Origin of the sequence: Falsiroseomonas tokyonensis (assembly GCF_019024325.1) — a bacterium.
In the GTDB taxonomy this organism is placed as follows: domain Bacteria; phylum Pseudomonadota; class Alphaproteobacteria; order Acetobacterales; family Acetobacteraceae; genus Falsiroseomonas; species Falsiroseomonas tokyonensis.
The window spans coordinates 171930-197577 of the sequence record NZ_JAFNJS010000002.1; the positions used below are offsets into that span (position 1 = coordinate 171930).

Annotated in this window: 27 protein-coding genes; 17 read left to right on the plus strand and 10 right to left on the minus strand. The window is 71.6% G+C overall.

Going from position 1 to position 25648, the window contains the following annotated elements:
- The first annotated feature begins 1 nt into the window (after position 1).
- From J3S20_RS06920 to J3S20_RS06935, 4 genes are read left to right on the plus strand one after another with little or no spacing between them, the layout of a single operon-like run.
- Positions 2-1429, plus strand: a complete 1428-nt coding sequence (locus J3S20_RS06920; protein ID WP_216835722.1) for an amidase — start codon at positions 2-4, stop codon at positions 1427-1429.
- Between the two features lie 14 nt (positions 1430-1443).
- On the plus strand, positions 1444-2328 hold the full coding sequence (locus J3S20_RS06925; RefSeq protein ID WP_216835723.1) for a fumarylacetoacetate hydrolase family protein: 885 nt from the start codon (positions 1444-1446) through the stop codon (positions 2326-2328).
- Between the two features lie 32 nt (positions 2329-2360).
- Positions 2361-3332: a Bug family tripartite tricarboxylate transporter substrate binding protein gene (locus J3S20_RS06930; RefSeq protein WP_216835724.1), complete on the plus strand. Its 972-nt coding sequence runs from the start codon at positions 2361-2363 to the stop codon at positions 3330-3332.
- An 8-nt stretch (positions 3333-3340) separates the two neighbouring features.
- A complete protein-coding gene (locus J3S20_RS06935) occupies positions 3341-4147 on the plus strand; it encodes an alpha/beta fold hydrolase (RefSeq protein WP_216835725.1) in 807 nt (268 codons plus the stop codon).
- On the opposite strand, the gene J3S20_RS06940 is transcribed toward J3S20_RS06935, so the two are convergent.
- The gene (locus J3S20_RS06940; RefSeq protein ID WP_216835726.1) at positions 4144-5766 is read right to left on the minus strand and encodes an ABC transporter substrate-binding protein; all 1623 of its coding nucleotides are present in this window, start codon (positions 5764-5766) and stop codon (positions 4144-4146) included. The genes J3S20_RS06935 and J3S20_RS06940 overlap by 4 nt on opposite strands.
- A gap of 150 nt (positions 5767-5916) precedes the next feature.
- On the opposite strand from J3S20_RS06940, the gene J3S20_RS06945 reads away from it, so the two are divergent.
- Positions 5917-7089: a M20 family metallopeptidase gene (locus J3S20_RS06945; RefSeq protein ID WP_216835727.1), complete on the plus strand. Its 1173-nt coding sequence runs from the start codon at positions 5917-5919 to the stop codon at positions 7087-7089.
- 139 nt (positions 7090-7228) lie between these two features.
- Here J3S20_RS06945 and J3S20_RS06950 read toward each other — a convergent pair whose 3' ends face one another.
- Complete coding sequence (locus J3S20_RS06950) at positions 7229-7804, minus strand: histidine phosphatase family protein (RefSeq protein WP_216835728.1); 576 nt, start codon at positions 7802-7804, stop codon at positions 7229-7231.
- A gap of 107 nt (positions 7805-7911) precedes the next feature.
- On the opposite strand from J3S20_RS06950, the gene J3S20_RS06955 reads away from it, so the two are divergent.
- Positions 7912-8247, plus strand: coding sequence for an acyl-CoA thioesterase (locus tag J3S20_RS06955; protein ID WP_216836386.1), 336 nt, complete (start codon positions 7912-7914; stop codon positions 8245-8247).
- Positions 8244-8645, plus strand: coding sequence for an acyl-CoA thioesterase (locus J3S20_RS30770; RefSeq protein ID WP_216835729.1), 402 nt, complete (start codon positions 8244-8246; stop codon positions 8643-8645). The genes J3S20_RS06955 and J3S20_RS30770 overlap by 4 nt, the downstream gene beginning before the upstream one ends.
- Positions 8646-8652: 7 nt before the next feature.
- Here the strand turns inward: J3S20_RS30770 and J3S20_RS06965 are convergent, their stop codons facing one another.
- The gene (locus J3S20_RS06965; protein WP_216835730.1) at positions 8653-9624 is read right to left on the minus strand and encodes a tripartite tricarboxylate transporter substrate binding protein; all 972 of its coding nucleotides are present in this window, start codon (positions 9622-9624) and stop codon (positions 8653-8655) included.
- A gap of 199 nt (positions 9625-9823) precedes the next feature.
- Between J3S20_RS06965 and J3S20_RS30775 the strand changes: the two genes are divergently transcribed.
- On the plus strand, positions 9824-10357 hold the full coding sequence (locus J3S20_RS30775) for a hypothetical protein (protein ID WP_216835731.1): 534 nt from the start codon (positions 9824-9826) through the stop codon (positions 10355-10357).
- Here J3S20_RS30775 and denD read toward each other — a convergent pair.
- Complete coding sequence (denD, locus tag J3S20_RS06975) at positions 10277-11263, minus strand: D-erythronate dehydrogenase (protein WP_216835732.1); 987 nt, start codon at positions 11261-11263, stop codon at positions 10277-10279. The genes J3S20_RS30775 and denD overlap by 81 nt on opposite strands.
- Before the next feature lie 113 nt (positions 11264-11376).
- On the opposite strand from denD, the gene J3S20_RS06980 reads away from it, so the two are divergent.
- From J3S20_RS06980 to J3S20_RS06990, 3 genes are all read left to right on the plus strand, one after another.
- The gene (locus tag J3S20_RS06980; protein ID WP_216835733.1) at positions 11377-12546 is read left to right on the plus strand and encodes a diaminopropionate ammonia-lyase; all 1170 of its coding nucleotides are present in this window, start codon (positions 11377-11379) and stop codon (positions 12544-12546) included.
- An 83-nt stretch (positions 12547-12629) separates the two neighbouring features.
- Positions 12630-13619 (plus strand): Bug family tripartite tricarboxylate transporter substrate binding protein, encoded by a 990-nt coding sequence (locus tag J3S20_RS06985; protein ID WP_216835734.1) that lies wholly within the window; start codon positions 12630-12632, stop codon positions 13617-13619.
- A 115-nt stretch (positions 13620-13734) separates the two neighbouring features.
- Entirely contained in the window at positions 13735-14736 is a 1002-nt protein-coding gene (locus J3S20_RS06990; protein ID WP_216835735.1) for a Bug family tripartite tricarboxylate transporter substrate binding protein, read from the plus strand.
- Positions 14737-14740: 4 nt separating this feature from the next.
- Here the strand turns inward: J3S20_RS06990 and J3S20_RS06995 are convergent, their stop codons facing one another.
- Together J3S20_RS06995 and J3S20_RS07000 are read right to left on the minus strand one after the other, a co-directional pair.
- Entirely contained in the window at positions 14741-16411 is a 1671-nt protein-coding gene (locus J3S20_RS06995) for an acyl-CoA dehydrogenase family protein (RefSeq protein WP_216835736.1), read from the minus strand.
- Positions 16408-17688: an ABC transporter substrate-binding protein gene (locus J3S20_RS07000; RefSeq protein WP_216835737.1), complete on the minus strand. Its 1281-nt coding sequence runs from the start codon at positions 17686-17688 to the stop codon at positions 16408-16410. Before J3S20_RS07000 ends, J3S20_RS06995 begins: the two co-directional genes overlap by 4 nt.
- Positions 17689-17828: 140 nt before the next feature.
- Here J3S20_RS07000 and J3S20_RS07005 point away from each other — a divergent pair, with 140 nt between their 5' ends.
- From J3S20_RS07005 to J3S20_RS07025, 5 genes are all read left to right on the plus strand, one after another.
- Positions 17829-18848 (plus strand): NAD(P)H-quinone oxidoreductase, encoded by a 1020-nt coding sequence (locus J3S20_RS07005; protein WP_379793635.1) that lies wholly within the window; start codon positions 17829-17831, stop codon positions 18846-18848.
- Between the two features lie 9 nt (positions 18849-18857).
- The gene (locus J3S20_RS07010) at positions 18858-19055 is read left to right on the plus strand and encodes a hypothetical protein (RefSeq protein ID WP_216835738.1); all 198 of its coding nucleotides are present in this window, start codon (positions 18858-18860) and stop codon (positions 19053-19055) included.
- Between the two features lie 10 nt (positions 19056-19065).
- Complete coding sequence (locus J3S20_RS07015; protein ID WP_216835739.1) at positions 19066-20421, plus strand: NAD(P)H-dependent oxidoreductase; 1356 nt, start codon at positions 19066-19068, stop codon at positions 20419-20421.
- A 121-nt stretch (positions 20422-20542) separates the two neighbouring features.
- Positions 20543-21400, plus strand: a complete 858-nt coding sequence (locus J3S20_RS07020; protein WP_246602473.1) for a DMT family transporter — start codon at positions 20543-20545, stop codon at positions 21398-21400.
- A gap of 22 nt (positions 21401-21422) precedes the next feature.
- Positions 21423-22187: an alpha/beta fold hydrolase gene (locus J3S20_RS07025; RefSeq protein ID WP_216835741.1), complete on the plus strand. Its 765-nt coding sequence runs from the start codon at positions 21423-21425 to the stop codon at positions 22185-22187.
- Between the two features lie 38 nt (positions 22188-22225).
- Here the strand turns inward: J3S20_RS07025 and J3S20_RS07030 are convergent, their stop codons facing one another.
- From J3S20_RS07030 to J3S20_RS07040, 3 genes are all read right to left on the minus strand, one after another.
- Positions 22226-22414, minus strand: a complete 189-nt coding sequence (locus J3S20_RS07030; RefSeq protein WP_216835742.1) for a hypothetical protein — start codon at positions 22412-22414, stop codon at positions 22226-22228.
- Between the two features lie 155 nt (positions 22415-22569).
- Positions 22570-22764: a hypothetical protein gene (locus tag J3S20_RS07035; protein WP_216835743.1), complete on the minus strand. Its 195-nt coding sequence runs from the start codon at positions 22762-22764 to the stop codon at positions 22570-22572.
- 77 nt (positions 22765-22841) lie between these two features.
- Positions 22842-23750, minus strand: coding sequence for a metallophosphoesterase (locus J3S20_RS07040; RefSeq protein WP_216835744.1), 909 nt, complete (start codon positions 23748-23750; stop codon positions 22842-22844).
- A 47-nt stretch (positions 23751-23797) separates the two neighbouring features.
- Between J3S20_RS07040 and J3S20_RS07045 the strand changes: the two genes are divergently transcribed.
- Positions 23798-25009 carry an FAD-binding domain-containing protein gene (locus tag J3S20_RS07045; RefSeq protein WP_216835745.1) on the plus strand — a complete coding sequence of 404 codons (1212 nt, stop codon included), beginning with the start codon at positions 23798-23800 and terminating at the stop codon, positions 25007-25009.
- Here J3S20_RS07045 and J3S20_RS07050 read toward each other — a convergent pair.
- Positions 24951-25646: a DNA-3-methyladenine glycosylase family protein gene (locus J3S20_RS07050; protein ID WP_216835746.1), complete on the minus strand. Its 696-nt coding sequence runs from the start codon at positions 25644-25646 to the stop codon at positions 24951-24953. The genes J3S20_RS07045 and J3S20_RS07050 overlap by 59 nt on opposite strands.
- Positions 25647-25648 lie beyond the last annotated feature (2 nt).

Here is a 25648-nt window from a genome sequence, read left to right on the forward strand (position 1 = left end):
CATGACCACGCCGACCGATCCCGCCCAGATGACGGCCGAACAGCTACTGGCGCTCTATGCCACGCGCCGCCTGTCGCCGGTGGAGGCGCTGAAGGCGGTGATGGAGCGGGTGGCGCGCTACAACCCCTGGGTGAACGCCTTCGCCACCATGAACCCCCAGGCGCTGCGCCAGGCCGGCGAGTCGGAGGCCCGCTGGGCCGCCGGCCGGCCGATCGGCATGCTGGACGGCGTCCCCTGCACCGTGAAAGATTTGCTCAACATTGCCGGCTTTCCCACCCGCCGCGGCAGCCTGACGACTGACCCAACCCCGGCGACGGAGAATGCCCCCGCCGTGGTCGGCCTGCTGGCCGAGGGCGCGGTCATCATCGGCAAGACGACCACCACCGAATTCGGCTGGAAGACGCCGAGCGACTGCCCGCTGCATGGCGTGACCCGAAACCCCTGGAACCCGCAGCGCTCCGCCGGCGGCAGTTCCTCCGGCGCTGGCGCCGCGGGGGCGGCCTGCTTCGGGCCGCTGCATATCGGCACCGATGCCGGCGGCTCCATCCGCATTCCGGCCGCCTATTGCGGGCTGGTGGGGGTGAAGCCGTCCTACGGCCGCATCCCGCAATGGCCGCATGGCGCCTTTTCCGGCGTGGCCTGCGCCGGGCCGATGACGCGCAGCGTCGGCGATGCGGCGCTGATGATGTCCGCCCTGGCCCGCCACGACCTGCGCGACCCGGTCAGCCTGCCGGATGACCCGCGCGACTGGCGGGCCGGCATGGACCAGGGGGTGGCCGGGTTGCGGGTGGCCGTGGTGCGTCGCCTGGGGTTCGAGCCGCCGCTGGACGAGGAGGGGGAGGCCGCGCTGCAGGTGGCCGCCAAGCTGCTGGCCGAGCAGGGCGCCATCGTCGAGGAGGCGGACCCCGAGCTGCCCGATACCCGCGCCATCTTCTCCCGCGTCTGGGGCGTGGCCATCGCCCGCATCTGGAACGGTGCGACGGAGGAAAAGCGCGCCCAGCTGGATGCCGGGATCGAGGAGGTGGCGCGCAGGATGGGCGATATGTCGGCGGCCGATTTCCTCGGTGCTGATATGATGCGGGTGGAGTGCGGCCACGCCATGGCGCGCTTCCACCAGCGCTACGACCTGATCCTGACCGCCGCCACGCCGACCGCCGCCTTCGATGCGGATGCCCCCACCATCAAGCCGGTGGAGGCGCTGTGGCGCGACTGGGCGCCCTGGACCTTCGCCTTCAACCTGACCCGCCAGCCCGCCATCGCCGTGCCGATCGGCCTGGACGAGGCCGGCATGCCGCGCGCGGTGCAGGTGGCGGCCGCGCTCTATCGCGACGACCTGGCCTTCCGCGCCGCCCGCGCACTGGAACGTGCGGCCAGCCTCCCCCTGGCCAATCCGGCGGAAACCGGGCAGATGCGGGCGAAGCTCAACTGAGGGATTACCGCGCCATGCGCCTTGTCACCTTCACGCGCCCGGGAAAGCTGCAGCAGGAAGTCGGCGCGCTGGGGGAGGGCGACCAGGTTCTCGACCTGGCGGCCGCCGAGCCGCTGCTGCGCGGCCAGAGCATGCTGGACCTGGCCGCCGCCGAGCCCGCCCTGCTGGACAAGGCGCGCGCCGCCATGGCCAAGGCGCCGAAGGTGGAGGGCGCCAAGCTCTGCGCGCCGATCCCCCGCCCGCCGAAGAACGTCTTCTGCGTCGGCAAGAACTACCACGAGCACGCCAAGGAATTCGCCGGATCCGGCTTCGATGGCGGGGCCAAGGACGTGGTGCCGCCCTTTCCCGTCGTCTTCTCCAAGCCCCACACCAGCATCATCGCCACTGGCGAGAAGATTCTGGGGCATCTCGATACGACCGGCGGGCTGGACTATGAGGGCGAGCTGGGTGTCGTGATCGGGCAGGGCGGGCGCGGCATCTCCAAGGCCGAGGCGCTCAAGCATGTCTTCGGCTACACCATCATCAACGACGTCACCGCGCGCCACCTGCAGAAGCGCCACAGCCAGTGGATCCTCGGCAAGGGCCTCGACACCTTCTGCCCGATGGGCCCCGCCGTGCTGACGGCGGATGAGGTGCCGGACCCGACGAAGCTGGTGCTGACCACCTGGGTGAATGGCGAGCAGCGCCAGCACGCGCCGGTGGCCGACCTCATTTTCGACATCCCGACCCTGATCGAGGCGATCAGCGCCGTCATCACGCTGGAGCCGGGCGATGTGATCGCCACCGGCACGCCGGCCGGCGTCGGCATCGGCTTCAACCCGCCGGTCTTCCTGAAGTCCGGCGATGTGGTGAAGATCGCGATCACCGGCATCGGCGAGCTGGAGAATGCGGTGGCCTGACGAGGCCACTGGAAACGGGAGGAACCAAGAAAATGAACCGTCGCACCCTGCTGGGCGCCGCCGCCGCGCTGCCCTTCGCTGGCAGCGCCCTGGCGCAGACCGACTTCCCCTCGCGCCCGCTGAACATGGTGGTGGCCTTCCCACCCGGCGGGCAGGCCGACCTCGCCGCGCGGCCGACCGCGGCGGCCATGGAGAAGATCCTCGGCCAGGCGGTGGTGGTGCAGAATCGCGGCGGCGCGGCTGGGGCCATCGGCAATGCCTTCGTCGCCCGCAGCGTGCCGGATGGCTATACGACGCTGATGGCGCTGTCCTCGCTGGCGGTGATTCCCGAAGCCGAAAAGCTCTTCGGCCGCACGCCGCCCTATACGGTGGACCAGTTCGCGCCCATCGCCCTGGTGAATGCAGACCCCACCATGCTGGCGGTGCCGGCGAGCGCCCCCTGGCAGACGATGGAGGAGTTCATCGCCGCCGCGAAGGCGCGGCCGGGGGACATTCCCTACGGCTCCTCCGGCACCTACGGCACGTTGCATGTGGCGATGGAAATGCTCGCCGCCGCGGCGGGCTTTCGCGCGCTGCATGTGCCCTTCAGCGGCGCCGGTCCCGCCATCACCGCGCTGCTGGGCGGCCAGGTGCAGGCGCTGGCCTCCGCGCCCGGCACGCTGACGCAGCATGTGCAGTCCGGCCGCGTGCGCGTGCTGGGCTGCTGGGGCAAGGACCGCGTGGCCGCCTTCCCCGATGTCCCCACCTTTATGGAAAAGGGATTTTCGGAGGTCGAGTTCTACATCTGGGCCGGGCTCTTCGCCCCGGCGGCGACGCCCGCGCCGGTGCAGCAGAAGCTGCGGGATGCGGTGCGGCAGGCGGTGCGGGACCCGCAGCTGGTCGCGGCCTTCACTGCAGCCGGCGCGCCGGTGGCGTACCTCGACGCGCCGGAATTCGCCACGTTCTTCGCCGAGGACAGCGCGCGGCTGCTGCGTGCCGTCCAGCGCATCGGCAAGGTGGAGTAGGCTCGCGCATGCCGGGCGTCGCCTCCGGCCGCGCCGTCCTGGCCACGCAGGCGGCCGGGCAGGGGGACCCGCTCGTCTTCCTGCACGCCAATGTCTGCGACAGCCGCATGTGGTCCGCGCAGATGGCGGCGCTGGCCGCCACGCATCGCGTCATCGCCTATGACCGGCGCGGCTTCGGCGGCACGCGGGCGGAGGCCGAGGATTTCTCGCCGGTCGCCGACCTGATGGCGGTGATCGAGGCGCTGGGCGAGGGGCGTCCGTTGGTCCTGGTCGGCTGCTCCCAGGGCGGCAGGATCGCGATCGACGCGGCCCTGCGCCATCCCGCCCGCATCCGCGGCCTGGTTCTCATCGCCCCCAGCCTCGGCGGCGCGCCGGAGCCGGCCTATCCACCGGCGATCCGCGCGATGCTGGACCGGCAGAGGGCGGCGGAGGCGGTGGGCGACCTCGATGCGGTGAATGCGCTGAAGGCGCGCCTCTGGCTGGACGGGCCCTTGGCGGCGGAGGGACGGGTCGCGGGGCCGATGCGGGACCTGTTCCTGGAGATGAACGGCATCGCGCTCCGATCCCCGTCACTGGGCCAAAGCCTCGACACGGCGCCCGCCTTCGGCCGCCTGCACGAACTCCGCATGCCGGCGCTGGTGGCCTGGGGTGAGCTCGACTTCCCGCATATCCAGGATCGCTGCCGCCAGATGGCGGCAGCGATGCCCGCGGCCACCGCCCAGGCCTTGCCCGGCGCCGCGCATCTGCCGAGCCTGGAGCAGCCGGCGATCATCACCGACCTGCTCCAGACTTTTGTGCAGCGCCTGGACGGTTAGGCCGCCCCGCCCCAGTTGCGGGCCGAGAAATCCATGACGAAGGATTTCGAGGCCTGCCAGGGCAGGTCCTTGCGCTTGCCGGTGAAATTCGCCGTCTGGAACAGCACGGTATAGGCGGGGTCCTCGCGCTCCGTCAGGGTCAGCAGGCGGCGGAAGGTGTCGCGGCGTTTTGCCAGGTCACTCTCCGTCTGCAAGGCGTCCATCAGCCGCGGCGCTTCCTCGTTCTGCCACTGACCGCTGGCCCAGGTCTGGCCGCCCGGCGCATAGACGGACATCGGCGCGACGGGGTCGTTGAAGACCGCGGTGTTGGAATTGTCGCAGAGGCCACGGCCCTCGAAGCGGCCGATGATCTGGCCCCAATTCTCCTTCATCTCGATCTGCACGTTCAGCCCCGCCTGGCGCCAGCCCTCGACCAGGATCTGCGAGGAGGCCACCTGCAGCGTGTAGTAGTTGTTCAGCAGCTGGTACGGGATCGGCTGGCCCTGGTAGTTCGCCTCCCGCAGCAGGCGGCGCGCCTCGGCCAGGTCGAAGCGCGGCGCTTCCCAGTCGGCCAGGTACATGTCGCCATAGACCTCCCATTGCAGGCCGCGCGGCACCGCGGTGCGGCCGCCCCAGAGGCTGTCGACGATCGCCTGGCGGTCGATGCTGTGCGACATGGCGCGGCGCACCAGCGGGTTCGCCAGCACGGGATGCGTCTTGTCCCAGACGATCAGCCGGTTGTTGTTGATCGGCCCGCCGACGACGTGGTGGCGCGCGCTGCGTTCGATGCCCGGGATCTGGTCCGGCGGCAGGTCGCAGATGAAGTCGTAGTCGCCGGCCTGCAGCCCCGCGACGCGCGACGCCACATCCGGCACCTCGACGAAGCGGATGCGCTTCAGGGGCGGGCGGCCGCCCCAGTAGTCGTCATGCGCCTCCAGCACCAGGTCCTGGCCCGGCCGGAAGGAGGCGACGCGATAGGGCCCCGTGCCCACCGGCTTGCGCGCCCAGTCCAGCCAGCTTGCGGCCTCCGCAAAAGCGGCGCGGGAGAAGATGGCGCCCGTGGTGCGCGTCAGCCGGCCTTCCAGCGTCACATCGGGCACGGAATTCACGAAGCGCACGGTGCGGCGGTCCACCACCTCCATGCGTTCGAAATTCGGGAAATGCGCGCGGCTAATCGCGGCAGCCTCGGGCGGCGGCGTTTTGCCCGCGGCGCCGGCGGTGGTGGACACAAACAGGCCGCGGGTGTCGGCGGGCAGGCCGGTCCACATGCGCTCGTTGCTGAAGGTGAAGGCGACGTCCTCCGCCTCCATGATGCGGCCGTCATGCATGCGCACATCGTCGCGCAGCGTCAGCTCCAGCGTCTTTGCATCGATGCGGCGCCAGGATGTCGCCAGCACCGGCTCGGCGCGCTGCGTGCGCGTCCAGTCGATGCCGATCAGCGGCTCGGAAAAGCTGGGCATGATGCGGAAGCCGACATTGGACTGTTCGCGCATCGGCTCCAGCGTGCCGGAGATGCTGACGATCTGCACGGCGACCGTGATGGAGGGGCGCGTATCCGGCCCCGCATTCTGCGCGATGGCGAAGCGCGGCAGCAGTGCCGCGCCGGCGGTGGCGCCCAAAATATGTCTGCGCTGGATCATGATGGCGGCTCCCGTTCCGATCGGCGGCGGAAGCTAGGCGCGGCCGGTGACGGTGCGATGACCCGGCGGTGAAGCCTTGACGATGACGGGCCTTCCCAGGCCCCGGCGCGGATGCGAGGCTGCCACTGTTGCAGCGGAGAACGGATGATCATGGCGGCTGAGACGGACATCATCGAGTGGCTGTCCACACAACGCGAGTCGATGATCCAGGTGCTGCGCGAGATGGTGGACACCGATGGCGGCAGCTACGACAAGGAAGGCGTGGATCGCGTCGGCGCCCAGGTCGCGCGCTTCATGGCGGCGCAGGGCATTCCTGTCGAAACCCTGCCGCAGCAGAAGCACGGCGACTGCATCAGGGCCGTGCTGGATGACGGCAGCGGGATCAGCGGGGGCAATACTCGGAAAAACATCCTGCTGATGGGCCATCGCGACACCGTCTTCCCGAAGGGCGAGCCCACGCGCCGCCCCTTCACCATCGAGGGCGACCGCGCCTTCGGCCCCGGCGTCGCCGATATGAAGGCGGGGCTGGTGATGAACATGTTCGTCCTCGCCGCCTTCCGGAAATTCGGCGGCGCGCCGGGACCGCTGGTGGCGCTGTTCACCGGTGATGAGGAGATCGGCTCGCCGGAGGGCCGCCCGGTGATCGAGGCGGAGGCGAAGGCGGCGCGCGTGGTGTTCAATTCCGAACCCGGCCGGCCGAATGGCGGCATCGTCACCGGCCGCAAGGGTGGCGTCTTCTCGGTCTTCGACATCGAGGGCAAGGCCGCGCATTCCGGCGGCAATTTCGAGGCCGGCATCAGCGCCATCGGCGAGCTGGCGGCGAAGATCACCGCGATCCATGCGCTGACCGATCTGAAGCGCGGCATCACGCTGAATGTCGGACTGGTGACCGGCGGGCAGAGCGTGAACACGGTGGCACCGCATGCCCAGGGCCAGATCGACCTGCGCTATGTGGAACCGGCGGACCGTGAGGAGGTGATGGCGAAGATCCAGGCCATCATCGACAAGTCCTTCGTCCCCGGCACGCGCGCGAAGCTGACCATCAAGGGCGAGTTCCTGCCGCTGACGCAGTCGCCGGAGGCGGCGAAGCTGTTCGCCACCTATCGCGTGGCGGCCAGCGAATCCGGATTCGACCCGAGCGGCGAATTCAGCGGCGGCTGCGCCGATAGCGGCTTCACCGCGGCGATGGGCGCGCCGACGCTCTGTGCGGTGGGGCCGGTGGGCGGCAAGGCGCATACGCCGGAGGAGTATCTGGAACTGTCGAGCCTGGTGCCGCGGGCGCAGGCGGTGGCGCGGGCGATCTTGAAACTCGGCCCGGGTTGAGGGGCGGCGCTGCCCCCACCCCGACACAGCCTGTGGCGTTGCGGCAGCGCCGCAACCCCCCGCAGGCGGGGGAGGGAGGGGCCCGCGCGGAGCGCGGGGTTGCGGCGCTGCCGCAACGCCGCAGGCTGGTGGGGGCCTGCTACCCCTCCACGCGCCGCCACCCCTCCAGCAACCGCCAATCCTCCCGCGCAAACCGGAACCCATTCCCACCGCCGCGCCCCGGCTGGTCCTCCGCCCGGCTGATCTTCACGCCCTTGATGTGGCACAGCAGCAGCGCACCGACGCCGCCATGCGCCACGATCGCCACATCTCCCGGCGGCGCCTGCGCCAGCACCTGGCGCACCGCGCCGACGATCCGCGCCTGGGCATCCGCCGCGCGTTCCCAGCCCCGCACGCTGCGTGCCGGTTCGGCGAAGAATTCATCCGCCACCGCCTCGAACTCCGCCGGCGGCAGGTAGCCGGTGGCGCTGCGGTCATTCTCCCCCAGCGCCGCCAGCTGGGTGACGGGCAGGCCCCGATGCGCGGCCAGGATCTCCGCCATGTCGCGCGCCTTGCGCTCCTCGCTGCTGAACACCGAACGGATGGCCGGCACCCAGGGCTGCGCCAGCATGGCCCGCGCGCGTTCCAGCCCGCGCGGCGAGAGTGGCCAGTCGGGCACCGGCACGGCGGGGTCGATGGCGACCTCCGGATGTGTCAGGAAGTGGACTTGCGCCATGGCTGCCGTAAGGATGGTTGCGCTGCCACCCTACCACGGAGACAGGCTTGCCCAACCCACCCACCCGCACCCCGCCCGATACCGCGCCGAAGCTGCGCACCATTGCCATGCCGGCCGATGCCAATCCCTCCGGCGACATTTTTGGTGGCTGGCTGATGGGGCTGATGGACCTGGCCGCCGGCAATGCCGCCGGGCGCCGCGGCCGCGGCCGCTTTGCGACCATCGCGGTGGAGGGGATGAAATTCCACATGCCGGTGCTGGTGGGTGACGAGGTCAGCATCTTCGCGGAAGTCGTCTCGGTCGGCCGCACCTCCATGCGCATCGAGGTCGAGGCCTGGCGGCGCGAGCGCTCGGAGGAGGAGATGTGCCTGGTGACGGAGGGCGTCTTCACCTTTGTGGCCATCGACGAGAACCGCAAGCCGCGGCCGGTTCCCCCGCTGTGATCCGCGACCACGTCATCCGCTGGTCCGAATGCGACCCCTATGGCCACGTCAACCACGCGGCCTACCTGACGCTGTTCGAGGATCTGCGCGTCGCGCATTGGCAGGCACTGACCGGCGCGGCGCTGTCGCCGGACCGGCCCGGGCCGGTCGTGACGCAGCTGGAGGTGCGCTACCTGCGCGGCGTGCGCTTCAATGACGCGGTGACGCTGACCTGCCGCACCACCTCCTTCCGCCGCAGCTCCTATGTGCAGGATTATGCGCTGCTGGTGGATGGCGAGCCCTGCTGTACCGCGCGTGCCGTCTGCGTGGTGACGCGCCAGGATAGCGGGGAGAAAGTGGCGCTGACGCCGGAATGGCGCGCCGCCCTGCAGGCGCAGGGCGCCGAACCGTCCGGCTGAGGCGGCGCTACTGCCGCCAGGGCCGCCGCTGCCAAAGCCCCTGCAGCACCGCATGGTCGGCGCGCATCATCTCGCGATAGTCCTGTCCCACCAGCGGCCGCAGCGGCAGGCCCGTGCGCTCGGCATCGGCGATCAGCGCCGGGTCGGCCAGCGCCTCGCGGAAGGCGGTCTCCAGCTTCACGCGGATCTCCTCCGGCAGGCCGGGCGGCGCGCCGATGCCGCGGGCGGAGCCGCCGAGCACGTCGTAGCCCTGTTCCCGGAAGGTCGGCACCTGGCCGGTCGGCGCCCAGCGCGCCGGGCCCCCCTGCGCCAGGCAGCGGATGCGGCCCTCCCGCAGCAGGGTCACGCCCTCGCTCATGTTGAAGCTGCCGACTGGCAGGCTGCCGCCGAGCACGTCCCGCTGCACCGGCGCGGTGCCGTTATAGGGGATGTGCAGCAGCCGCACGCCGGCCGCTTCCTCGAAGCTCAACTGCAGCATGTGGTCGTCCGAGCCGATGCCGGCGGTGCCGACGCCGATCGATTCCGGGTCCTTCTTCGCCGCTTCCTTCAGGTCGTCCAGCGTGCGCCAGGGGCTGTCGGCGCGCACCCAGAAGCCGCCCGGATCATCCACCACATTGGCGATATAGGTGAAGTCCGCCGGCCGGTAGCGGGGCGTGCGCTCCACCGCGATGGCGTGCATGGCGGTATTGGTCAGGGCGCCCAGCGTGTAGCCATCCGGCGCCGCGTTGAACAAGGCCTCGAAGCCCAGCTGTCCGGCGGCGCCGGGGCGGTTGACGATGGCAAACCGCGCGCCGGGCAGGCGCGGCGTCACGAAATGCACGATGGGGCGGACCATATTGTCCACGCCGCCGCCGGGCGGAAAGGGGACGATCACCTCGATGGCGCGATCGCCCGGCCAGGCGGCCTGCGCCAGGCGCGGCGCGGCGAGGGTGGCCGCGGAGGCGGCGGCAGCCCCCAGAAGGGTGCGGCGGGTGGTCATGGACGGGTCCTCCCGGGGACGAGTTTGCGCGAGCATGCCGCCGGACGCAGCCGCAGGCAACTGCTTGAAGTGGCGGCAAATTTCGTTCTACACGCCGGAACGGTCGCCCAAGGCGCAGCCGATGGCGGCCAGAGCCAGCGCGTCCTGGGCACCGCCCGCCGCGCCAGCGCATGCTGGGGGGAAAGCAGGAGAGACCCATATGGCCCGCCGCCCCGCCTTGGCCGCCATCCTCGCCGCGATCTTCGCTGCCAGCCCGGCCCTGGCGCAGACGCCCTTTGCCTGCCGCCTGGTGGCGGAGGCGAAGGAGAGCCACCTGGTGGCGGAACGCTTCGAGATGGTGGTGCAGGCCGAGCCCCGCGAAGCGGCGCGCACCGAATACTGGATGATGGTGCGCAACCCGCATCCCTTTCCCGCCAGCCTGCAGGTCCGAATCAGCCTGCCCGGCGTGGTCGAGGCCTCGGCCGAGCCGGTGAAGGTGCCGCCGCGGCGCAGGGCGGAGGTGCTGATCGGCTGGTTCCCGCTCGACATGTCCCGCGGCCGCCGCGCGCCCCCGCTGATCGAGGAGGTGCAGGCCGCCCTGACCATCCCCTTCTGCGAGGTGCTGCGGCCCGAGGCCCTGGCCGGCCCTGTCGCCGCTGCCTCAGCCTCGGGCTCAGCCGGCGGCGCGGTCCCGGCGGGTCGCCTCCAGGTCGTCCGCGATGAAGGCGCGGATGATCTCGGGCAGCGTCTCTGACGGCTTGAAGCCCAGGCCCGGGGCGCGGGTGGCGGCGAAGGCGGCAGGCCAACCGGCGACGATCGCCTCCACCTCGGCATCCGGTACGCGCTTCGCCAGGGCGCGGGCCTCGGGGCCGGCCACCTCCTCCAGCGCTGCCAGCATCTCCGCAATGCTGGCGGACAGGCCGGGCGGGTTGATGCCGCGGTCGCGGCCCAGCGCGGCGCTGTCCATGCCCGCCGCATGCGCCAGCCACTCCACGGCCCGGCGCGGCGAGCACACCCAGACCCGGAAATCCTCCGCCACCGGATAGTTGGCGGGCAGCCCCAGCAAGGGCTCCCGCAGCACGGCGGAGACGAAGGAGGAGGCCGCGCGGTTCGGCCGGCCGGGGCGGACCATCACGGTCGGCAGTCGGATCGAGACCACGTCCAGGAAGCCGCGCCGCGTCGCATCCGCCAGCAGCAGCTCCCCGATCGCCTTCTGGGCGCCGTAGCTGTTGGTGGGCAGTTGCCGCGCCTCATCCGGCACCATCGCGCCTTGGCCGCCATCGAAGGAGGCGACGGAGGAGGTGAAGACCACCCGCGGCGGGTGGGGAAGTTTGCGGCAGACATCGATCAGCGCCTGGGTGCCGGCGATATTCACCCGTATGCCGAGGTCGTAATCGGCCTCGGCCGCCGCGCTGACCACGGCCGCCAGATGCACCACCAGGCCGGTGCCGGGCGGGATGGCGCGGGCCAGGTCCGCCGCATCGGCCACGTCGCCGGCGAGGCAGGTCACGGGGAAGGGGGCCTCCAGCGGGGCCGGCTGGTGCAGGTCGAACAGGGTCAGGGCGGAGATGGGCTTGCCGCCCACCGCCCCATCCGCCGCCAGCCGCGCCGCCAGCCTGCGGCCCAGAAAGCCGCCGCCGCCCAGGATGGTCACCTGCATGGCCTTTTCCCCTTTCCCGATTCCTGGCGGCCAAGTTGCCGGGGCGCGGGTCTGCCGCCAAGCGTCCCCGGCCGGCGTTGCCCCGGCCGGCCGGGCGGGCCACTCTCCGCCGCATGATCCCGGATCGCCCCGCCCGCCTCCTGCTCAACCGCCGCCACGGCACGCCCGGCGTGGTGGTGCTGCCCGAATCCGGCTTCCGCCGCGCCCGCGCGGAAATCGCCTCCTGGCCCGGCTATGCGCCCACGCCCCTGTTGCCGCTGGAGGATGTGGCGGCCGCGGCGCGGGTCGCCGCGGTGCATTGGAAGGATGAGGGCGGGCGCTTCGGCCTCGGCAGCTTCAAGGCGCTGGGCGGGGCCTATGCGGTGGCGCGGCTGCTGGTGGCGGAACTCGCCCGGCGCGGCGTGGCCAATGCCGCGACCACGGCGGAACTCGCCGGCGGGGCGCATCGCGACGCGGTGCGGGAGATCACGGTGACCTGCGCCACGGATGGCAACCACGGCCGCTCCGTCGCCTGGGGCGCGGAGCGCTTCGGCTGCCGCTGCGTCATCTTCGTGCATGAGACGGTGAGCCAGGGCCGCCGCGACGCCATCGCCCGCTATGGCGCGGAAATCCGGGTGGTACCCGGCAATTACGACGATGCGGTGCGCGCGGCGGCGAAAACCGCGGAGGCCGAGGGCTGGTTCGTCGTCTCCGACACCTCCTATGAGGGCTATACCGAGATCCCGCGCGACGTGATGCAGGGCTATCGCGTCATGGTGGACGAAGCCGCCGACCAGCTTCAGGGGGCCGCGCCAACCCATGCCTTCATCCAGGGGGGCGTCGGCGGCGTGGCCGCGGCCGTCGCCATCCACCTCCGCGCGCGGTTCGGCGCCGAGGTGAAGATCATCGTCGTCGAGCCCGAGCGCGCCGCCTGCCTGCTGGCCAGCGCCGAGGCCGGGGAGGCGGTGGCGGTGCCGGGCGATCTGGACACGCTGATGGCGGGCCTGGCCTGCGGCGAGCCCAGCCTGCTCGCCTGGCAGGAGTTGGAGCGCGGCGCCTTCGCCTTCATGGCGGTGTCCGACGACAGCGCGGTGGATTGTATGCGCCTGCTCGCCCGCCGCCGCCCCGCCATCACCGCCGGGGAAAGCGCCGTGGCCGGGCTGGCCGCGCTGCTGCTGGCGGCGCGGGAGCCGATGAGCCGCGCCATGCTCGGCCTCGATCCCGAAAGCCGGGTGCTGCTGTTCGGGACGGAGGGCGCGACGGATCCCGACCTGTACGCAAGGTTGATAGACCCGTCGGATTGACGTCGCTTTGCTGCATTGCGACATGCCGGGAACCTCGGGCGTGCTGCGGCGCTGCCCGAACGTTCCTATTGGAGAAACGCCCCATGAACCGCCGCACTCTTCTCGGCGCCGGCGTGGCCGCCATCGCCACCCCCCTGGCCAGCCCCGCTTTGATCTCCCCGGCCCGCGCCCAGGGCAATTGGCCGAACCAGCCGATCCGCTTCGTGGTGCCCTTCGCCGCCGGCGGCCCCACCGACATTCCCGCCCGCCTCTTCGCCGAGCGCATGGGCGCCGTCCTGCCGCAGCGCATCATCGTGGAGAATCGCACCGGCGCCGGCGTGCTGGTGGGCACGGAGGTGGTCGCCAAGGCGAATGACGGCCACACCTTCCTCTATACCACCGTGGCGCATGCCGTGCTCCGCGCCCTGTTCCAGCGCCTGCCCTTCGACCCCGATGCCGATTTCATGCCGGTGGCGCTGGTTGGCGTGATCCCCATGCTGATCACCGTGGGCAAGGATTCGCGCATCACCGACCTGCGCGGCCTGCAGGCGGCGCTGAAGGCGGATCCGGGCGGGATGACCTATGCCTCCTCCGGCAATGGCGGCGCGCTGCACCTGGCGACGGAGTTGATGCTGCGCGCCATGCAGGCCCGCGCCCTGCACGTGCCCTATCGCGGTACGGCGGCGGCCATGCCGGATGTGCTGAACGGCACCATCCCGCTGATCGTCGATGTCGCCACCAGCGCCGTGCCCTATGCCCAGCGCGGCGAGACCCGCGCGCTGGCGGTGATGGACACCGCCCGCCTGCCGCAGCTTCCCGATGTACCGACCACGGCCGAGGCCGGCTTCCCGGGGCTCGAGGCCTATACCTGGCACATGGTGCTCGCGCCCAAGGGCACGCCCGCCGCGGTGGTGCAGACCATGAACCGCGCCCTGATGCAGGTGGCGGCCGAGGCCGCGGTGCAGCAGCGCCTGTCCGACCTCGCGATGCGCCTGGTCACCGACAGCACCCCCGATTCCGCCGCCGCCTGGCTGCGGGACGAGACGCAGAAGTGGTCCGCGGTGGTGCGCGAGGCGAATATCACCATCAACTAGGACCTCCCCAGTCCCATAGGCCCGGCGATCCTTGTTGACGCCGGGCCGCCCTCTCCCCGACTGTTCCACCCAAGAATTCAATTGGGCGGCAGGATCGCCCGGGGAGAACATGTCCATGACCAATCCGACCTTCGGCCGCCGTCCCATCCTGGCGCTGGGCGCCGCGGGGCTGGCCGCGCCGGGGCTGCTGCTGCGCCCCGCCGCCGCCCAGCCTGCCTGGCCCAGCCAGCCGGTGCGCATGGTTGTACCCTTCGCCGCCGGCGGGCCCACCGATGTGCCGGCCCGGCTGCTGGCCGATGAGATGTCGAAGGTGCTGCCCAACCGCATCGTGGTGGAGAACCGCACCGGCTCCGGCGTGGTGATCGGCACGGACATGGTCGCCAAGGGGCCGCAGGACGGGTCCATGCTGCTGTACTCCACCGTCGCCCATGCGGTGACGCGGGCCATGTTCCCGACCCTGCCCTTCGACCCGATCGCCGATTTCACCCCCATCGCCCTGGTCGGCCAGGTGCCGGTCATCCTGCTGGTGAACAACGATTTCCCGGCCCGGACGCTCGCCGAATTCATCGCCCAGCTGCGCGAGAATCCGGGCAAGTACGACTATGCCTCCTCCGGCAATGGCGGCGCGGTGCATCTGGCGACGGAGCTCTTCCTGCATGCTGCCGGCGGGCTGAAGGTGAACCATGTGCCCTATCGCGGCAGCTCGGCCGCGCTGCCGGACGTGCTGTCCGGCCGGGTGCCGATGATCTTCGACATCGCCGCCTCCGCGCTGCCCTATGCCCGGTCCGGCCAGCTGCGGGCGCTGGGCATCAGCACCAAGGAACGCTCCCCGCTGGCGCCCGAGATCCCGACCATGATCGAGCAGGGCGTGGCGGGCTACGAGGCCTATACCTGGCACATGGTCTTCGCCCGCAGCGGCACGCCGCCGGCGGTGATCCAGCAGGTGAACCGTGCGGTGAATGCGGCGGTGAATATCCCCGCCGTGAAGGAACGTCTGCTGAGCTTCGCCATGCAGGTGGTCTCCGACAGCACGCCCGAAAGCGCCGCCGCCTATCTGCGCAGCGAGATCGCGGTGTGGGAGCCGTTGGTGCGCGCAGCGGGCATCCGGGCGAGCTGAGCCGTCAGGCGCCGGGGTCGGGCAGCAGCGCCTCCGGCACCGGCGCCGCCTCTGCCGCCAGCGGGTCGCGCGGCATCACGCGGTGGCGCAGCACCAGGCGGGCCAGTTCCAGCCGGCCCGCATCCTCCAGCCGCGTCGCCTCCCAGGCCATCGCGGCGGCGGAGGTCAGGTGATAGAGGGCGGAGGCCGCCTGGCGGGCCAGGGCCGGATCCGCCTGCGCACGCTCGGCCAGGGCCAGGGCGCGGTCCAAAGCTTCGGGGGCCTCGGGCAGGGCGGCGCCATTGCCCAGCAGGCCCAGAACATGCCGGCGCAGCACCGGCAGCGCCGCCTCCCGCTTCGCGGCGCGCAGCACGTCGAGCGCCACGATATTGCTGGTGCCCTCCCAGATGCTGCCGAGATGCGCGTCGCGCAGCAGCCGGGCATCCGGCCATTCCTCGATATAGCCGCAGCCGCCGCGCACCTCCATCGCATCGCCCGTCACGCGCCGGGCGTCGCGGCAGGCGCGGAATTTCAGCAGCGGCGTCAGGATGCGGAGCAGGGGATAGGCGCCCTCCTCGCCCAGATCGGCGCGGCGCAGCGCCTCCGCCGCCTGGAACATCAGGCTGCGCGCCTGCTCCATCGGCAGCAGCATTTTTGTCAGCTGCCGGCGCATCAGGGGCATGTCCACCAGGCGCTGGCCGAAGGCGCGGCGGCGATGCGCCACATACAGCGCCTCCGTCATCGCGCGGCGCATCAGCCCGGCGGCGCGCATGCCGTTGGACAGGCGGGAGTTGTTGACCATGTCGGCCATCTGCCGGAAGCCGGCCTCGGGGTCGCCCACCAGATAGGCCGTCGCCCCCTCCAGCCGGATCTCGCCGCTGGCCATGGACCGCGTGCCGAGCTTCGGCTTCAGCCGCAGGATGCGATAGGCGTTGTCGCTGCCATCCGGCAGCACCCTGGGCAGCAGGAACAGGGAAACGCCGGCCAGCCCCGGCCCCGTGCCCTCGCGCCGCGCCAGCACCATGGCGAGGCCCGCATCGGGGTTGGAGCAGAACCACTTGTCGCCGGTCAGCGCCCAGCTGCCATCCGCCCTCGGCGCGGCCATCACGGCGGTGGCGGCGATGTCGCTGCCGGCGCCCTGTTCCGTCATGAACATCGCGCCCTGGTGCAGCGCATCCAGGTCCTGGCTGGTCAGTGCCGGCAGGTAGCGCGCGACCAGCACCGGGTCGCCGAAGCGGCGCAGCGTGCGCGTCAGGCTGTCGGTCATGGAGACCGGGCAGCAGAGGCCGAATTCCGCCTGCACCAGCAGATAGGTGACCAGGTATTTGGCCGATGGCGGCATCGGCGCGGGCCAGCCCAGCACGCCGGCGCGATGCGACAGCGCGGCCAGGCCGTAATCGCCGAAGGCCAGCCGCTCCATTTCCCGATAGGCGGGGTGATATTCGATCTGCTGCCGGTCCGCGCCGCGCCGGTCGCGGCTGTGCAGCACCGGTGGGTTGCGATCCGCGATGGCGGCCAATTCATCCAACCGACCGCCGGCCAGCGCGCCCAGCCGGTCCAGATGCGGCCGCAGATGCGCCAGCAGGTCGGGCGGCAGGTACAGCCCGGCCAGGCGCTCCAGCATCGGATCGGCGCGCCAAAGGTTCAGGCCGCGGCTATCGGGCACCGCCTCCGCGCCCATGGGGACTTGCATCATAGGCCCAGCCGGCCCAGCGCCTCGGCCACCGCGGCCTCGGCCGGGGCGATCACCACCTGGCGCAATCCGGGCGGGCTGCCGGGCGCGGCGGGGGCGGGCTGCCATTGGCAGAGCACGGGCCTGGCGCGCAGGTTCTGCCCGCGCTCATCGAATCGCGCGCCCCAGCCGCTGGCGGTGCTGCCTTCCGGGATATCGGTGGCCAGCACGGCGGCACGGATGCGGTCGCGCTCCGTGCTGCCGGCGCGCTGCAGCGCATCCAGCACAATCCGCGTGCCCGTGAAGCAGGCCAGGCCGTGGCCGGAGCGCGGATCCGCCCCGTAGCGGCGCAGATAGGCCTCGGCATAGGCCCGCGCGCCCGGCGCCACCCTCTCATTCACCGCGGAGGGGGTGAAATCCGCGCTCATCGTGCCGGCGAAATCCGCGCCGATGCTGCGCGCCGTCTCGGCGAGGCCATAGCCGCCGGCGGTGCCGATCACCATCCGCGGCCGCCAATTCGCATCCCGCATGGCGCGGAACAGCAGGATCTCGTCGCCCGGCGCGCCGGCATGCAGCACCACCTCCGCATCCAGCCCGCGCAGCCGCTGCACCAGCGCGGCCAGGTCGGTGGGCCGCGGCGCATAGGTGGCGCGTTGCACCAGCGTCAGCCGGCGCTCCGCCGCCAGGGCTTCCTGCGCGGCGGCGACGGATTGCGGGCCCAGCGCATCCTCCTGCGCGATGGCCAGGCGCAGCGATTCGGGGCTGCGCGTGAGCGAGGCCGCCAGCAGCGCCACGCCATCCAGCGCGGTTGCGGCAAAATCCTGCGCGCGCGGGGCGACGCGGAAGACCCAGCGGAAATTGCGCTCCATCACCGCATCGCCGATGGCGCCCAGCTCGAAATAGGGCAGCCCCGCCAGCTCCGCGACCTGGGAGGCGGGCAGGGCAATGGCGGTGCTGAAGCTGCCGAGGATGGCGGTGACGCGGTCCGCCCCCTGACTCAAGCGCCGCGCCTCCGCCGTCGCGGCAGCCTCGTCGGGCGCATCGGCGCGCACCAGGCGGAGGCTGCGGCCGAGGACGCCGCCTGCGGCATTGCGCTCCTCCACCGCCAGTTCCACGCCGCGGAAGGATTCGTCGCCGAACAGGCCGGCGGGGCCGGTGAGGGGAAACAGCGCGCCGAGTCGGATCTCCGGGGCGGCGGGCTGGGCCGGCGCCTGCGCCCGCGCACCGAACGCCGCCAGGCCCAGGCCCGCCCCCGTCGAAATGGCCAGCCCGCCGAAACCCCGGCGGCCGAAGCCCTGCATGCTGATCCCCTTCCCCGGGCGCCCCCGCGACTTTCCCATGCGCCGCGCCGCGCGCACAACCCCGCTGGCGCGTGGCGCTGGCCTTGACGGGGCGCGCCGCCGCATGGTCCCTCGGACCCTCGCCGAGCCGAGGAACCGCCATGCCCAGCCTGCCCGCCGAGATGACGCTGATCGACCACACCCAGGGCGGCACCGGCAAGGGCGGTGGGCCGGAGGTGCTGGCGGCGGCGCGCGGCCCGGTGCCCAGCCCGGCGGGGGATGAGGTGCTGATCCGCACCCAGGCCGTGGGCGTGAACCGCCCGGACGTGGCGCAGCGCAATGGCAGCTATCCGCCGCCGCCCGGCGCCAGCCCCGTGCTCGGCCTGGAATGCGCCGGAGAGGTGGTGGCGGTGGGCGCCGCGGTGAAGCGCTTCAGGGTCGGCGACAAGGTCTGTGCGCTGACCAATGGCGGTGCCTATGCCGAGTATTGCGTGGCGCCCGAGGCGCAGACGCTGCCCTGGCCTGCCGGCTTCGACGCGCTGCACGCCGCCGCCCTGCCAGAGACCTATTTCACCGTCTGGGCCAATGTCTTCGGGCATGGCCGGCTGGCGGCGGGCGAAAGCATCCTGATCCATGGCGGCACGTCCGGCATCGGCGTGACGGCCATCCAACTCGCCAAGGCCTTCGGCGCGACGGTCTATGCGACGGCGGGCAGCGCGGAGAAGGTGGCGGCCTGCCTGGAGCTCGGGGCGGATGCGGCGATCGACTACAAGGCCGAGGACTTCGCCGAGCGCATCAAGGCGCTGACGGGCGGGAAGGGCGTGGACGTGGTGCTCGACATGGTCGGCGCGCCGTATTTCACGAAGAACCTGCGCTGCCTGAAGCTGGACGGCCGCCTGGTGATGATCGCCTTCCTGAACGGGCATGTGGCGGAACAGGTGGACCTGCGGCCGATCATGGTGAAGCGCCTGACCGTCACCGGCAGCACCATGCGGCCGCGCAGCACGGCGCAGAAGGGGGAGATCGCCCAGGCGCTGGAAGCCAAGGTCTGGCCGCTGCTGGCGCAGGGCCAAGCCGCGCCGCGCATCTTCCGCACCTTCCCTCTGGCGCAGGCGGCGGAGGCGCATCGGCTGATGGAAAGCAGCGCGCATATCGGCAAGATCATGCTGACCATGGGCTGAGGGGGCGCCGTGACGCTCTGGCTGGTCTTCGCCGCGGCGCTGCTGCTGCTGGGCCTGACGATGCGGCTGCGCGATCGTGGCTTGCGGCGGGCCGGGCAGGGGCTTTCGGTGCTGCTGGCGCTGGCCGCCACGCTGCTTCTGGCCCGCCGCCCCGGCACCGCCCTGCCGCTGCCGGGATCGCGGCCGCGGCCCTGGTATTCCCCCTGAGAGCCCCGCCATGAACCTGCACCGCCTGCTGCTGAAGCGCCAAGCGGAAGGCCGCCCGGTCCGCGTCGCCGTGATCGGCGCCGGCAAATTCGGCTCCATGTTCCTGCACCAGGCGCCGCGCACGCCGGGGCTGCATGTGCTGGGCATCGCCGACCTCTCCATCCCCAATGCCCGCGCCGCCCTGGCGCGCATCCATTGGCCGGCGGAAGCCGGCCAGGCGCCCGATGCCGCGACCGCCGCGCGCAGCGGCGCCACCTGGCTGACCGAGGACAGCCTGGCGCTGATCGCCGATCCGCATGTGGAGGTGGTGGTGGAGGCCACCGGCGACCCCGCCGCCGGCCTGGTCCATGCCCGCCACGCCATCCGCCACGGCAAGCATGTGGTGATGGTGAATGTGGAGGCCGATGTGCTGGCCGGCCCGCTGCTGGCGCGGGAAGCCGCGGCGGCCGGCGTGGTCTATTCCATGGCCTATGGCGACCAGCCGGCTTTGGTGGCGGAGCTGGTCGACACCATCCGCGCCGGCGGCTTTTCCATCGTCGCGGCCGGCAAGGGCACGAAGTATCTGCCCGCCTATCACGCCAGCACGCCCGACACCGTCTGGGACTTCTACGGGCTGACGGCCGAACAGGCGCGCGCGGGGGCGATGAATCCGCGCATGTTCAACTCCTTCCTCGACGGCACGAAGTCCGGCATCGAGATGGCGGCGATCGCCAATGCCACCGGCCTGGCGCCGCCCGAAGATGGCCTGGCCTTCCCGCCCGCCGGCACCAGCCAGCTGCCCGACCTGCTGCGCCCGCACAACGAGGGCGGCATCCTGCCGCGCAAGGGCATGGTGGAAGTCGTCTCCTCCCTGACGCGCGACGGCGCCGAGATTCCGGACAACCTCCGCTGGGGCGTCTATGTCGTCTTCGAGGGCGATACCGAATATGCCCGCCGCTGCTTCGCGGAATACGGCGTCGCCACCGATTCCTCCGGACGCTATGCCGCGCTGTGGCGGCCCTATCACTTCATCGGGCTGGAGCTCGGCGTCTCCGTCGCCTCCGCCGCGCTGCGTCGGGAACCCACGGGCAGTTCGGAAAGCTGGTCCGCGGATTGCGTCGCCATCGCCAAGCGCGATCTGCGGCCGGGCGAGGTGCTGGATGGCGAGGGTGGCGCCATGGTCTGGGGCAGGTGCATTCCCGCCGCGCGATCGCTCGCACTCGGCGCGGTGCCGATCGGGCTGGCGCATGGCGTGCCGCTGGCGCGTTCGGTGCCGGCCGGCGCGCTGGTGACGGAGGCGGATCTGCAGGCGGCGCGGCCCGGTGGCGCCGGGCAGGCGGCGCGGGAGATGCGGGCGGAAATGGTGGCACGTTCGGCGCGGGCTTGATGGCGCCGCGGCTTCCGAGGCCTGCGCAGCGACGGTCGACAAATGTCGAATTGTCAGCGTAATCGCACAAATCCAGGCTTTTCGCGACGCGACGGGCGCGGCTAGGTTAACGGCAATGCCCATGGCGTCTGCCTTCCGGCTGCTTTTCGCAGCCGTCATCCTCTTTGGCGGTGCCTGGCCCATCACCAAGGCCGCGCTGGCGGATGCATCCCCACTCTGGTTCGGCACGGGCCGATCGGCGCTTGCGGCGGTGGGCGCCGCCATCCTGCTGGCGGCGCTCGGGCGGCTGCGCTTTCCCGTGGCGCAGGACCGAAAGGCGGTGCTTTTCCTCGGCCTGTTCCAGCTTGGCGGTTTCTTCGCGCTGACCCATCTGGCGGTGGCGCTGGTGCCGGCGGGGCGCACGGCGGTGCTGTCCAATGTCGTGACCTATTGGCTCATCCCGCTTTCGGTGCTGGTGCTGGGGGAGAAGGTCTCCACCGCGCGCTGGATCGCGGCGGGGTTGGGGCTGGCCGGGGCGGGCGTGCTGATCGGGCCCTGGTCGGTGGACTGGACGCAGCACGATGCGCTGATCGGCCATCTGATGCTGGTGCTGGCCGGGCTGCTCTGGACCATTGCCATCATCGCCTCCCGCAAATGGCCACCCCGCACGCCGATGTTCGAATTGCTGCCCTGGTGCTTCGGCATCGGCGCGCTGCTGCTGGTGCCGATCACGCTGCTGCTGGAACCGGATGGCGGGGTGGGGCTGAGTTCCTGGCCCTATCTTCTCTACATCGGGTTGTTCGCGGCGCCGATCGGCACCTGGTGCGTGATCGAGGCCGGGCGGAAGCTGCCGGGGGCCGTGGCCTCCGTCGGCTTCCTGATGGTGCCGGCCTTCGGCGTGCTGGTCTCGACGCTCTGGCTCGGCGAGCCGCTGGGCTGGGATGTGATCGTGGGCGGGCTGCTGATCATCGCATCAGTTGTGCTGGCGGCACGCGGATGAAACGCTTCTTGGCGGCACGCGGATGAGGCTTGCCGTCACCGCGATGGGGCAGGGGTCTGCCGTCGTGCTGTTGCACGGGCTGCTCGGCGCCGGGCAGAATTTCGGCGCGGTGCAGAAGCAGTTGGCGGCCGATGGCTTCCGCGTGCTGGCGCTGGACCTGCGCAACCACGGCGCCTCCCCCCATGCGCCCGGCATGGACTATGCCGCGATGGCCGCCGATGTGGCGGAGACGCTGCAGGCGGAGGGCGCCTGGCCCGCCGCCGTGATCGGCCATTCCATGGGCGGCAAGGTCGCCATGGCGCTGGCGCTCGCGCGGCCGGAGGGGGTGGCGCGGCTGATGGTGGCGGATATCGCCCCCGTCACCTATCCGACGCCGCTCTTCACCGCCTATGTCGCCGCCATGCGCGCCATGGAACTGCGCCCTGGCCTGACGCGGCGGGAGGCCGATGCGGCGCTGGCCCCGGCCGTGCCCGCCGCGCCGCTGCGCGCCTTCCTGCTGCAGAACCTGGATTTCGCCCAGACCCCGCCCGCCTGGCGAATCGGGCTGGAGGAGATTGCCGCGGGCATGCCGCAGATCGGCGGCTGGCCGGATCTGCCGGGGCGCTATGAGGGAAGGGTGCTGGTGCTGGCCGGCGACAAGTCCGACTACATCCGCCCCGAGCATGCGCCGCTGTTCCGGCGCCTTTTCCCGGCGGCCAGCCATGCCAGCATCCCCGCCGGCCATTGGCTGCATGCGGAGAATCCGCAGGCCTTCCTGGCCGCGGCGCGGGACTTCCTGGCCGGTTAGCTGTCCTGCGCCCCCACGGGGCGCGGGACAGCGCCATACTACGACCCGCCGCGGTTTCCGGAGCGCGCCTCGGGCACCACCTCGTCATCGGGCGGATCCTGGTCCGAGGGATCACCGCCGGGCGGGGTCCAGTCGCCGCTGTATTCGAAGTTCAGCGCAACGACGCCACCGGTCACCTGGTCCAGCGCCGCATCGTCCAGGGGGATCGGCTTCTTGGTCTCCGTCATGGCTCACGTCCTTCGGTCATGGAACTCGAAAACGTCTTGCGCGCCTGGAGCTGTTTCACCGAAAGCGAAGACGGCGAAACAGCTCGAGCTCATTGTCTTGACGCGTTTTCCGAGTCGCCTTGCGAAGCCGCAAGGCTTGAAAACGCGCTAGCGCGTCAGGACCAGCCGTGGCGCGGCGCGATCTCGGTGTGTTCCTCGTCGCTGCCCTGGTCATTGGTCGGGGTGCCGTAGTCGAAGCCCACCACGCCCTGGTCCGGGTCCTGGCCCGTCTGGTTGGGCTGGCCCGCGCCACCGACGACCGTCTCCGGCTCCGCATCCGTGATCGGCTGGGGCTGGCTGTTCAGCTTCATGCGCTGTCTCCCCCTGTGCAGGAGGGGATTCTGCCTATTTCAAACAGTCCGGGGAGCCTCAAGAATGCGATCAGGCCTCAGGTCGCCGCATAGCCCAGCCGCACCAGCGTGATCTCCGGCGGCACGCCGATCCGCACCGGCAGGATGGAGGTGCCGAGCCCGCCAGAGACGACCAGATGCTTCCCCGCCTCCTGCACATGCCCATAGGCATAGCGATTGCCGAAGGCAGAAGGCACATAGGGCGAGAAGCCCGCCACCCGCACCTGCCCGCCATGCGTATGCCCGCAGAGCGTCAGCGCCACGCGGTCCGCCGGCACATCGGGGAAGACATCGGGCTCGTGGCAGAGCAGGATCACCGGGTCCCGGTCCTGCACGCCGCCCAGGGTGCGGCCGAGGTGGTTGGCGCCCAGGAAGCGGCCGTCATCCGTCTCCCGGAAAGCCCAGAGGCTGCCGCTGCCCGCCACCCAGAAGCCGCGGCCGCGAAAACCCGTCTTCACCGCCGCATTGTGCAGCACGGAGATCCCGGCCTCGGCCAGCACGCGCGCCGTGCGCGGCACGCCGCGGCGGAAGCGCTGCACCTGCGGGTCGTCCCACCAGTCCCGATTGCCGAGCACGGCATGCACGCCATGTGGCGCCCGAAGCCCGCGCAGCACGGCCGCCGTCTCCGCCACCGGAATCGGGTGCCGCACCAGCGTGCCGCCGCCGACGTAATCGCCCAGCAGCACCACGAGGTCCGGCTGCAGGGCATTGGTGGCGGCGACGATCTCGGCCACGCGGTCCAGCGGCATTTGCGGCTCGCAGGCATGGATATCGGCCAGCGCCGCGATGGTGATGGGCCGGTCCCGCGGCCAGAGCGGCGGGTTCAGCCGGTATTCCGCCACGCCGAGCCGATAGGCGGGCTCGATCCAGAAGCCGTAGAGTCCGCCCACGGCACCGGCCAGGCCCATCCCCCCCATCATGGTCAGCAGCGCGCGGCGGGTGGACATGAGGGGCCTCGGTTGCGGGATGGCGAAGCGGGCCGATCTGAACCCGCATGACGATCGAAGACTTTCCCGCGGATCGCGCCGCGGCGCTGCACCGGCTCCAGGCCTTCGGCCCGCGCATGGGGCATCATTACGCGCGGGGCCGCAATACGGACCTCGGGCCCGGGCATCGCGCCGATGTCTCCCGCCTCTCGCCCGCGCTGCGCCACCGCCTGGTGACGGAGGCGGAGGTGGTGGCCACCGCGCTGCGGCTGCATGGTGCGGAGGCGGCCGGGAAATTCATCGAGGAAGTCTTCTGGCGCAGCTACTGGAAAGGCTTTCTTCAGTTGCGCCCGGCGCTGTGGGACGACTACCAGGCGGAACTCGCGCAGGACCTGGCGCGGCTGGAGGCGGAGCCGGAGCTGCGCGCGGGTTACGATCGCGCGGTGCATGGCGCGACCGGCATCGCCGGCTTCGACGCCTGGGCGGCGGAGCTGCGCGAAGCGCACTGGCTGCACAACCACGCGCGGATGTGGTTCGCCAGCATCTGGATCTTCACGCTCCGCCTGCCCTGGACGCTGGGCGCCGATTTCTTCCTGCGCCATCTGCTGGATGGGGACGCGGCCAGCAATACCCTGTCCTGGCGCTGGGTCGCCGGGCTGCATACCGCTGGCAAGGCCTATGTCGCGCGCGCCGAGAACATCGCCCGCTGCACCGGCGGGCGCTTCGACCCGGCCGGCCAGCTGGAGGAGGACGCCGCGCCGCTGCCCTTCCTGCCGCCGTCCGCGCCCCGCCCGCTGCCGGGGCTGGGCCCGCTGCCCGAGGGCCCCGTGGCGCTGCTGCTGCATGAGGACGACCTGCACCCCGAAAGCCTGCTGCCGGATGGGGTGCCGGATGGGGTAAAGGTCCGCGCCATCGCCGGCTTCGCCGTGCCGCAGGCGCGCTCCCCGCTCGGCTGTGCGCCTGGCGTCGCGCGGCATGCCTGGCAGGCCCTGGCCGATGGCCTGGCCCGCGCCGGCCGGCACTTCGACGCCCCCGCCACGGGCCTGGCGCCGGAGGCGGTGGCCGGATGGGCGGTTGGCCATGGCCTGCCCGTGGTGACGCCGGAAGCGCCAGTCGGCTGGACGGCCGCGGCGCTGGAGGGGCTTGGCATCCCGCTGCACCCGATCCGCCGCGACTGGGACGCAGCCTGCTGGCCCGAGGCGACGCGCGGCTACTTCGCCTTCAGGCAGCGGATCCCGGATTGGCTGGCTTCGCTGAGGCTTTCGCCAGCTTCGGCTTGAGCCGCGCCACCTTGTCCGCATCCGTCGCCCGCCACAGGTACCAGGCGGCGACGGAGCGCCAGGGCGCCCAGGCCGCGCCGATCTCGGCCATCTCCTTCGGCTTCGGCTGCGCTTCCAGCCCCGCCGAGACCTTCCAGCCCTCGCGCACCCCGAAATCATCCACGGGCAGCACGTCCGGCCGGCCGAGGGTGAAGATGAGAAACATCTCCACCGTCCAGCGGCCGACGCCGCGGATCGCGACCAGGCGCTCGATCAGCGCCTCATCGGCCAGGCGCGTGGCGACCTCGCTGCTCGGCACCAGGCCGCCCACGGCCTTTTCCGCGATGTCGCGGATGGCAGCCACCTTGTTGCCGGACAGGCCGCAGCCACGCATCGCCTCCACCGGCGTATCCAGCACCAGCGCCGGCGGCGGGAAATCGTGGCCGGGGTACAGCGCGACGAAGCGGCCCAGGATCGCCTCCGCCGCCCGGCCATGCACCTGCTGGTGGGTGATGGCGCTGACCAGCGCCTGGTAGGGCTCCCGCACCACCGGCACCAGCGTGCAGGGGCCGATGCGGCGGATGACCTGCTTCAACACGGGGTCGCGCCGCAGGTGGCGCAGCGCGGCGGCGGTCGCGATGGGGCGGGGCTCGGTCATCA

Coding starts and splice junctions, on each gene's coding strand:
- J3S20_RS06980 (WP_216835733.1), top strand. CDS start 11,377: ATGATCCCGGATCGCCCCGCCCGCCTCCTGCTCAACCGCCGCCACGGC.
- J3S20_RS06955 (WP_216836386.1), top strand. CDS start 7,912: ATGCCGGCCGATGCCAATCCCTCCGGCGACATTTTTGGTGGCTGGCTG.
- J3S20_RS07005 (WP_379793635.1), top strand. CDS start 17,829: ATGCCCAGCCTGCCCGCCGAGATGACGCTGATCGACCACACCCAGGGC.
- J3S20_RS06935 (WP_216835725.1), top strand. CDS start 3,341: ATGCCGGGCGTCGCCTCCGGCCGCGCCGTCCTGGCCACGCAGGCGGCC.
- J3S20_RS06930 (WP_216835724.1), top strand. CDS start 2,361: ATGAACCGTCGCACCCTGCTGGGCGCCGCCGCCGCGCTGCCCTTCGCT.
- J3S20_RS07035 (WP_216835743.1), bottom strand. CDS start 22,764: ATGAAGCTGAACAGCCAGCCCCAGCCGATCACGGATGCGGAGCCGGAG.
- J3S20_RS06990 (WP_216835735.1), top strand. CDS start 13,735: ATGACCAATCCGACCTTCGGCCGCCGTCCCATCCTGGCGCTGGGCGCC.
- J3S20_RS06965 (WP_216835730.1), bottom strand. CDS start 9,624: ATGACCACCCGCCGCACCCTTCTGGGGGCTGCCGCCGCCTCCGCGGCC.
- J3S20_RS06950 (WP_216835728.1), bottom strand. CDS start 7,804: ATGGCGCAAGTCCACTTCCTGACACATCCGGAGGTCGCCATCGACCCC.
- J3S20_RS07050 (WP_216835746.1), bottom strand. CDS start 25,646: ATGACCGAGCCCCGCCCCATCGCGACCGCCGCCGCGCTGCGCCACCTG.
- J3S20_RS07015 (WP_216835739.1), top strand. CDS start 19,066: ATGAACCTGCACCGCCTGCTGCTGAAGCGCCAAGCGGAAGGCCGCCCG.
- J3S20_RS07030 (WP_216835742.1), bottom strand. CDS start 22,414: ATGACGGAGACCAAGAAGCCGATCCCCCTGGACGATGCGGCGCTGGAC.
- J3S20_RS06925 (WP_216835723.1), top strand. CDS start 1,444: ATGCGCCTTGTCACCTTCACGCGCCCGGGAAAGCTGCAGCAGGAAGTC.
- J3S20_RS07020 (WP_246602473.1), top strand. CDS start 20,543: ATGGCGTCTGCCTTCCGGCTGCTTTTCGCAGCCGTCATCCTCTTTGGC.
- J3S20_RS07025 (WP_216835741.1), top strand. CDS start 21,423: ATGAGGCTTGCCGTCACCGCGATGGGGCAGGGGTCTGCCGTCGTGCTG.
- J3S20_RS06945 (WP_216835727.1), top strand. CDS start 5,917: ATGGCGGCTGAGACGGACATCATCGAGTGGCTGTCCACACAACGCGAG.
- J3S20_RS07040 (WP_216835744.1), bottom strand. CDS start 23,750: ATGTCCACCCGCCGCGCGCTGCTGACCATGATGGGGGGGATGGGCCTG.
- J3S20_RS06920 (WP_216835722.1), top strand. CDS start 2: ATGACCACGCCGACCGATCCCGCCCAGATGACGGCCGAACAGCTACTG.
- J3S20_RS06940 (WP_216835726.1), bottom strand. CDS start 5,766: ATGATCCAGCGCAGACATATTTTGGGCGCCACCGCCGGCGCGGCACTG.
- J3S20_RS06995 (WP_216835736.1), bottom strand. CDS start 16,411: ATGATGCAAGTCCCCATGGGCGCGGAGGCGGTGCCCGATAGCCGCGGC.
- J3S20_RS07045 (WP_216835745.1), top strand. CDS start 23,798: ATGACGATCGAAGACTTTCCCGCGGATCGCGCCGCGGCGCTGCACCGG.
- J3S20_RS07000 (WP_216835737.1), bottom strand. CDS start 17,688: ATGCAGGGCTTCGGCCGCCGGGGTTTCGGCGGGCTGGCCATTTCGACG.
- denD (WP_216835732.1), bottom strand. CDS start 11,263: ATGCAGGTGACCATCCTGGGCGGCGGCGGCTTTCTGGGCCGCAGGCTG.
- J3S20_RS30775 (WP_216835731.1), top strand. CDS start 9,824: ATGGCCCGCCGCCCCGCCTTGGCCGCCATCCTCGCCGCGATCTTCGCT.
- J3S20_RS06985 (WP_216835734.1), top strand. CDS start 12,630: ATGAACCGCCGCACTCTTCTCGGCGCCGGCGTGGCCGCCATCGCCACC.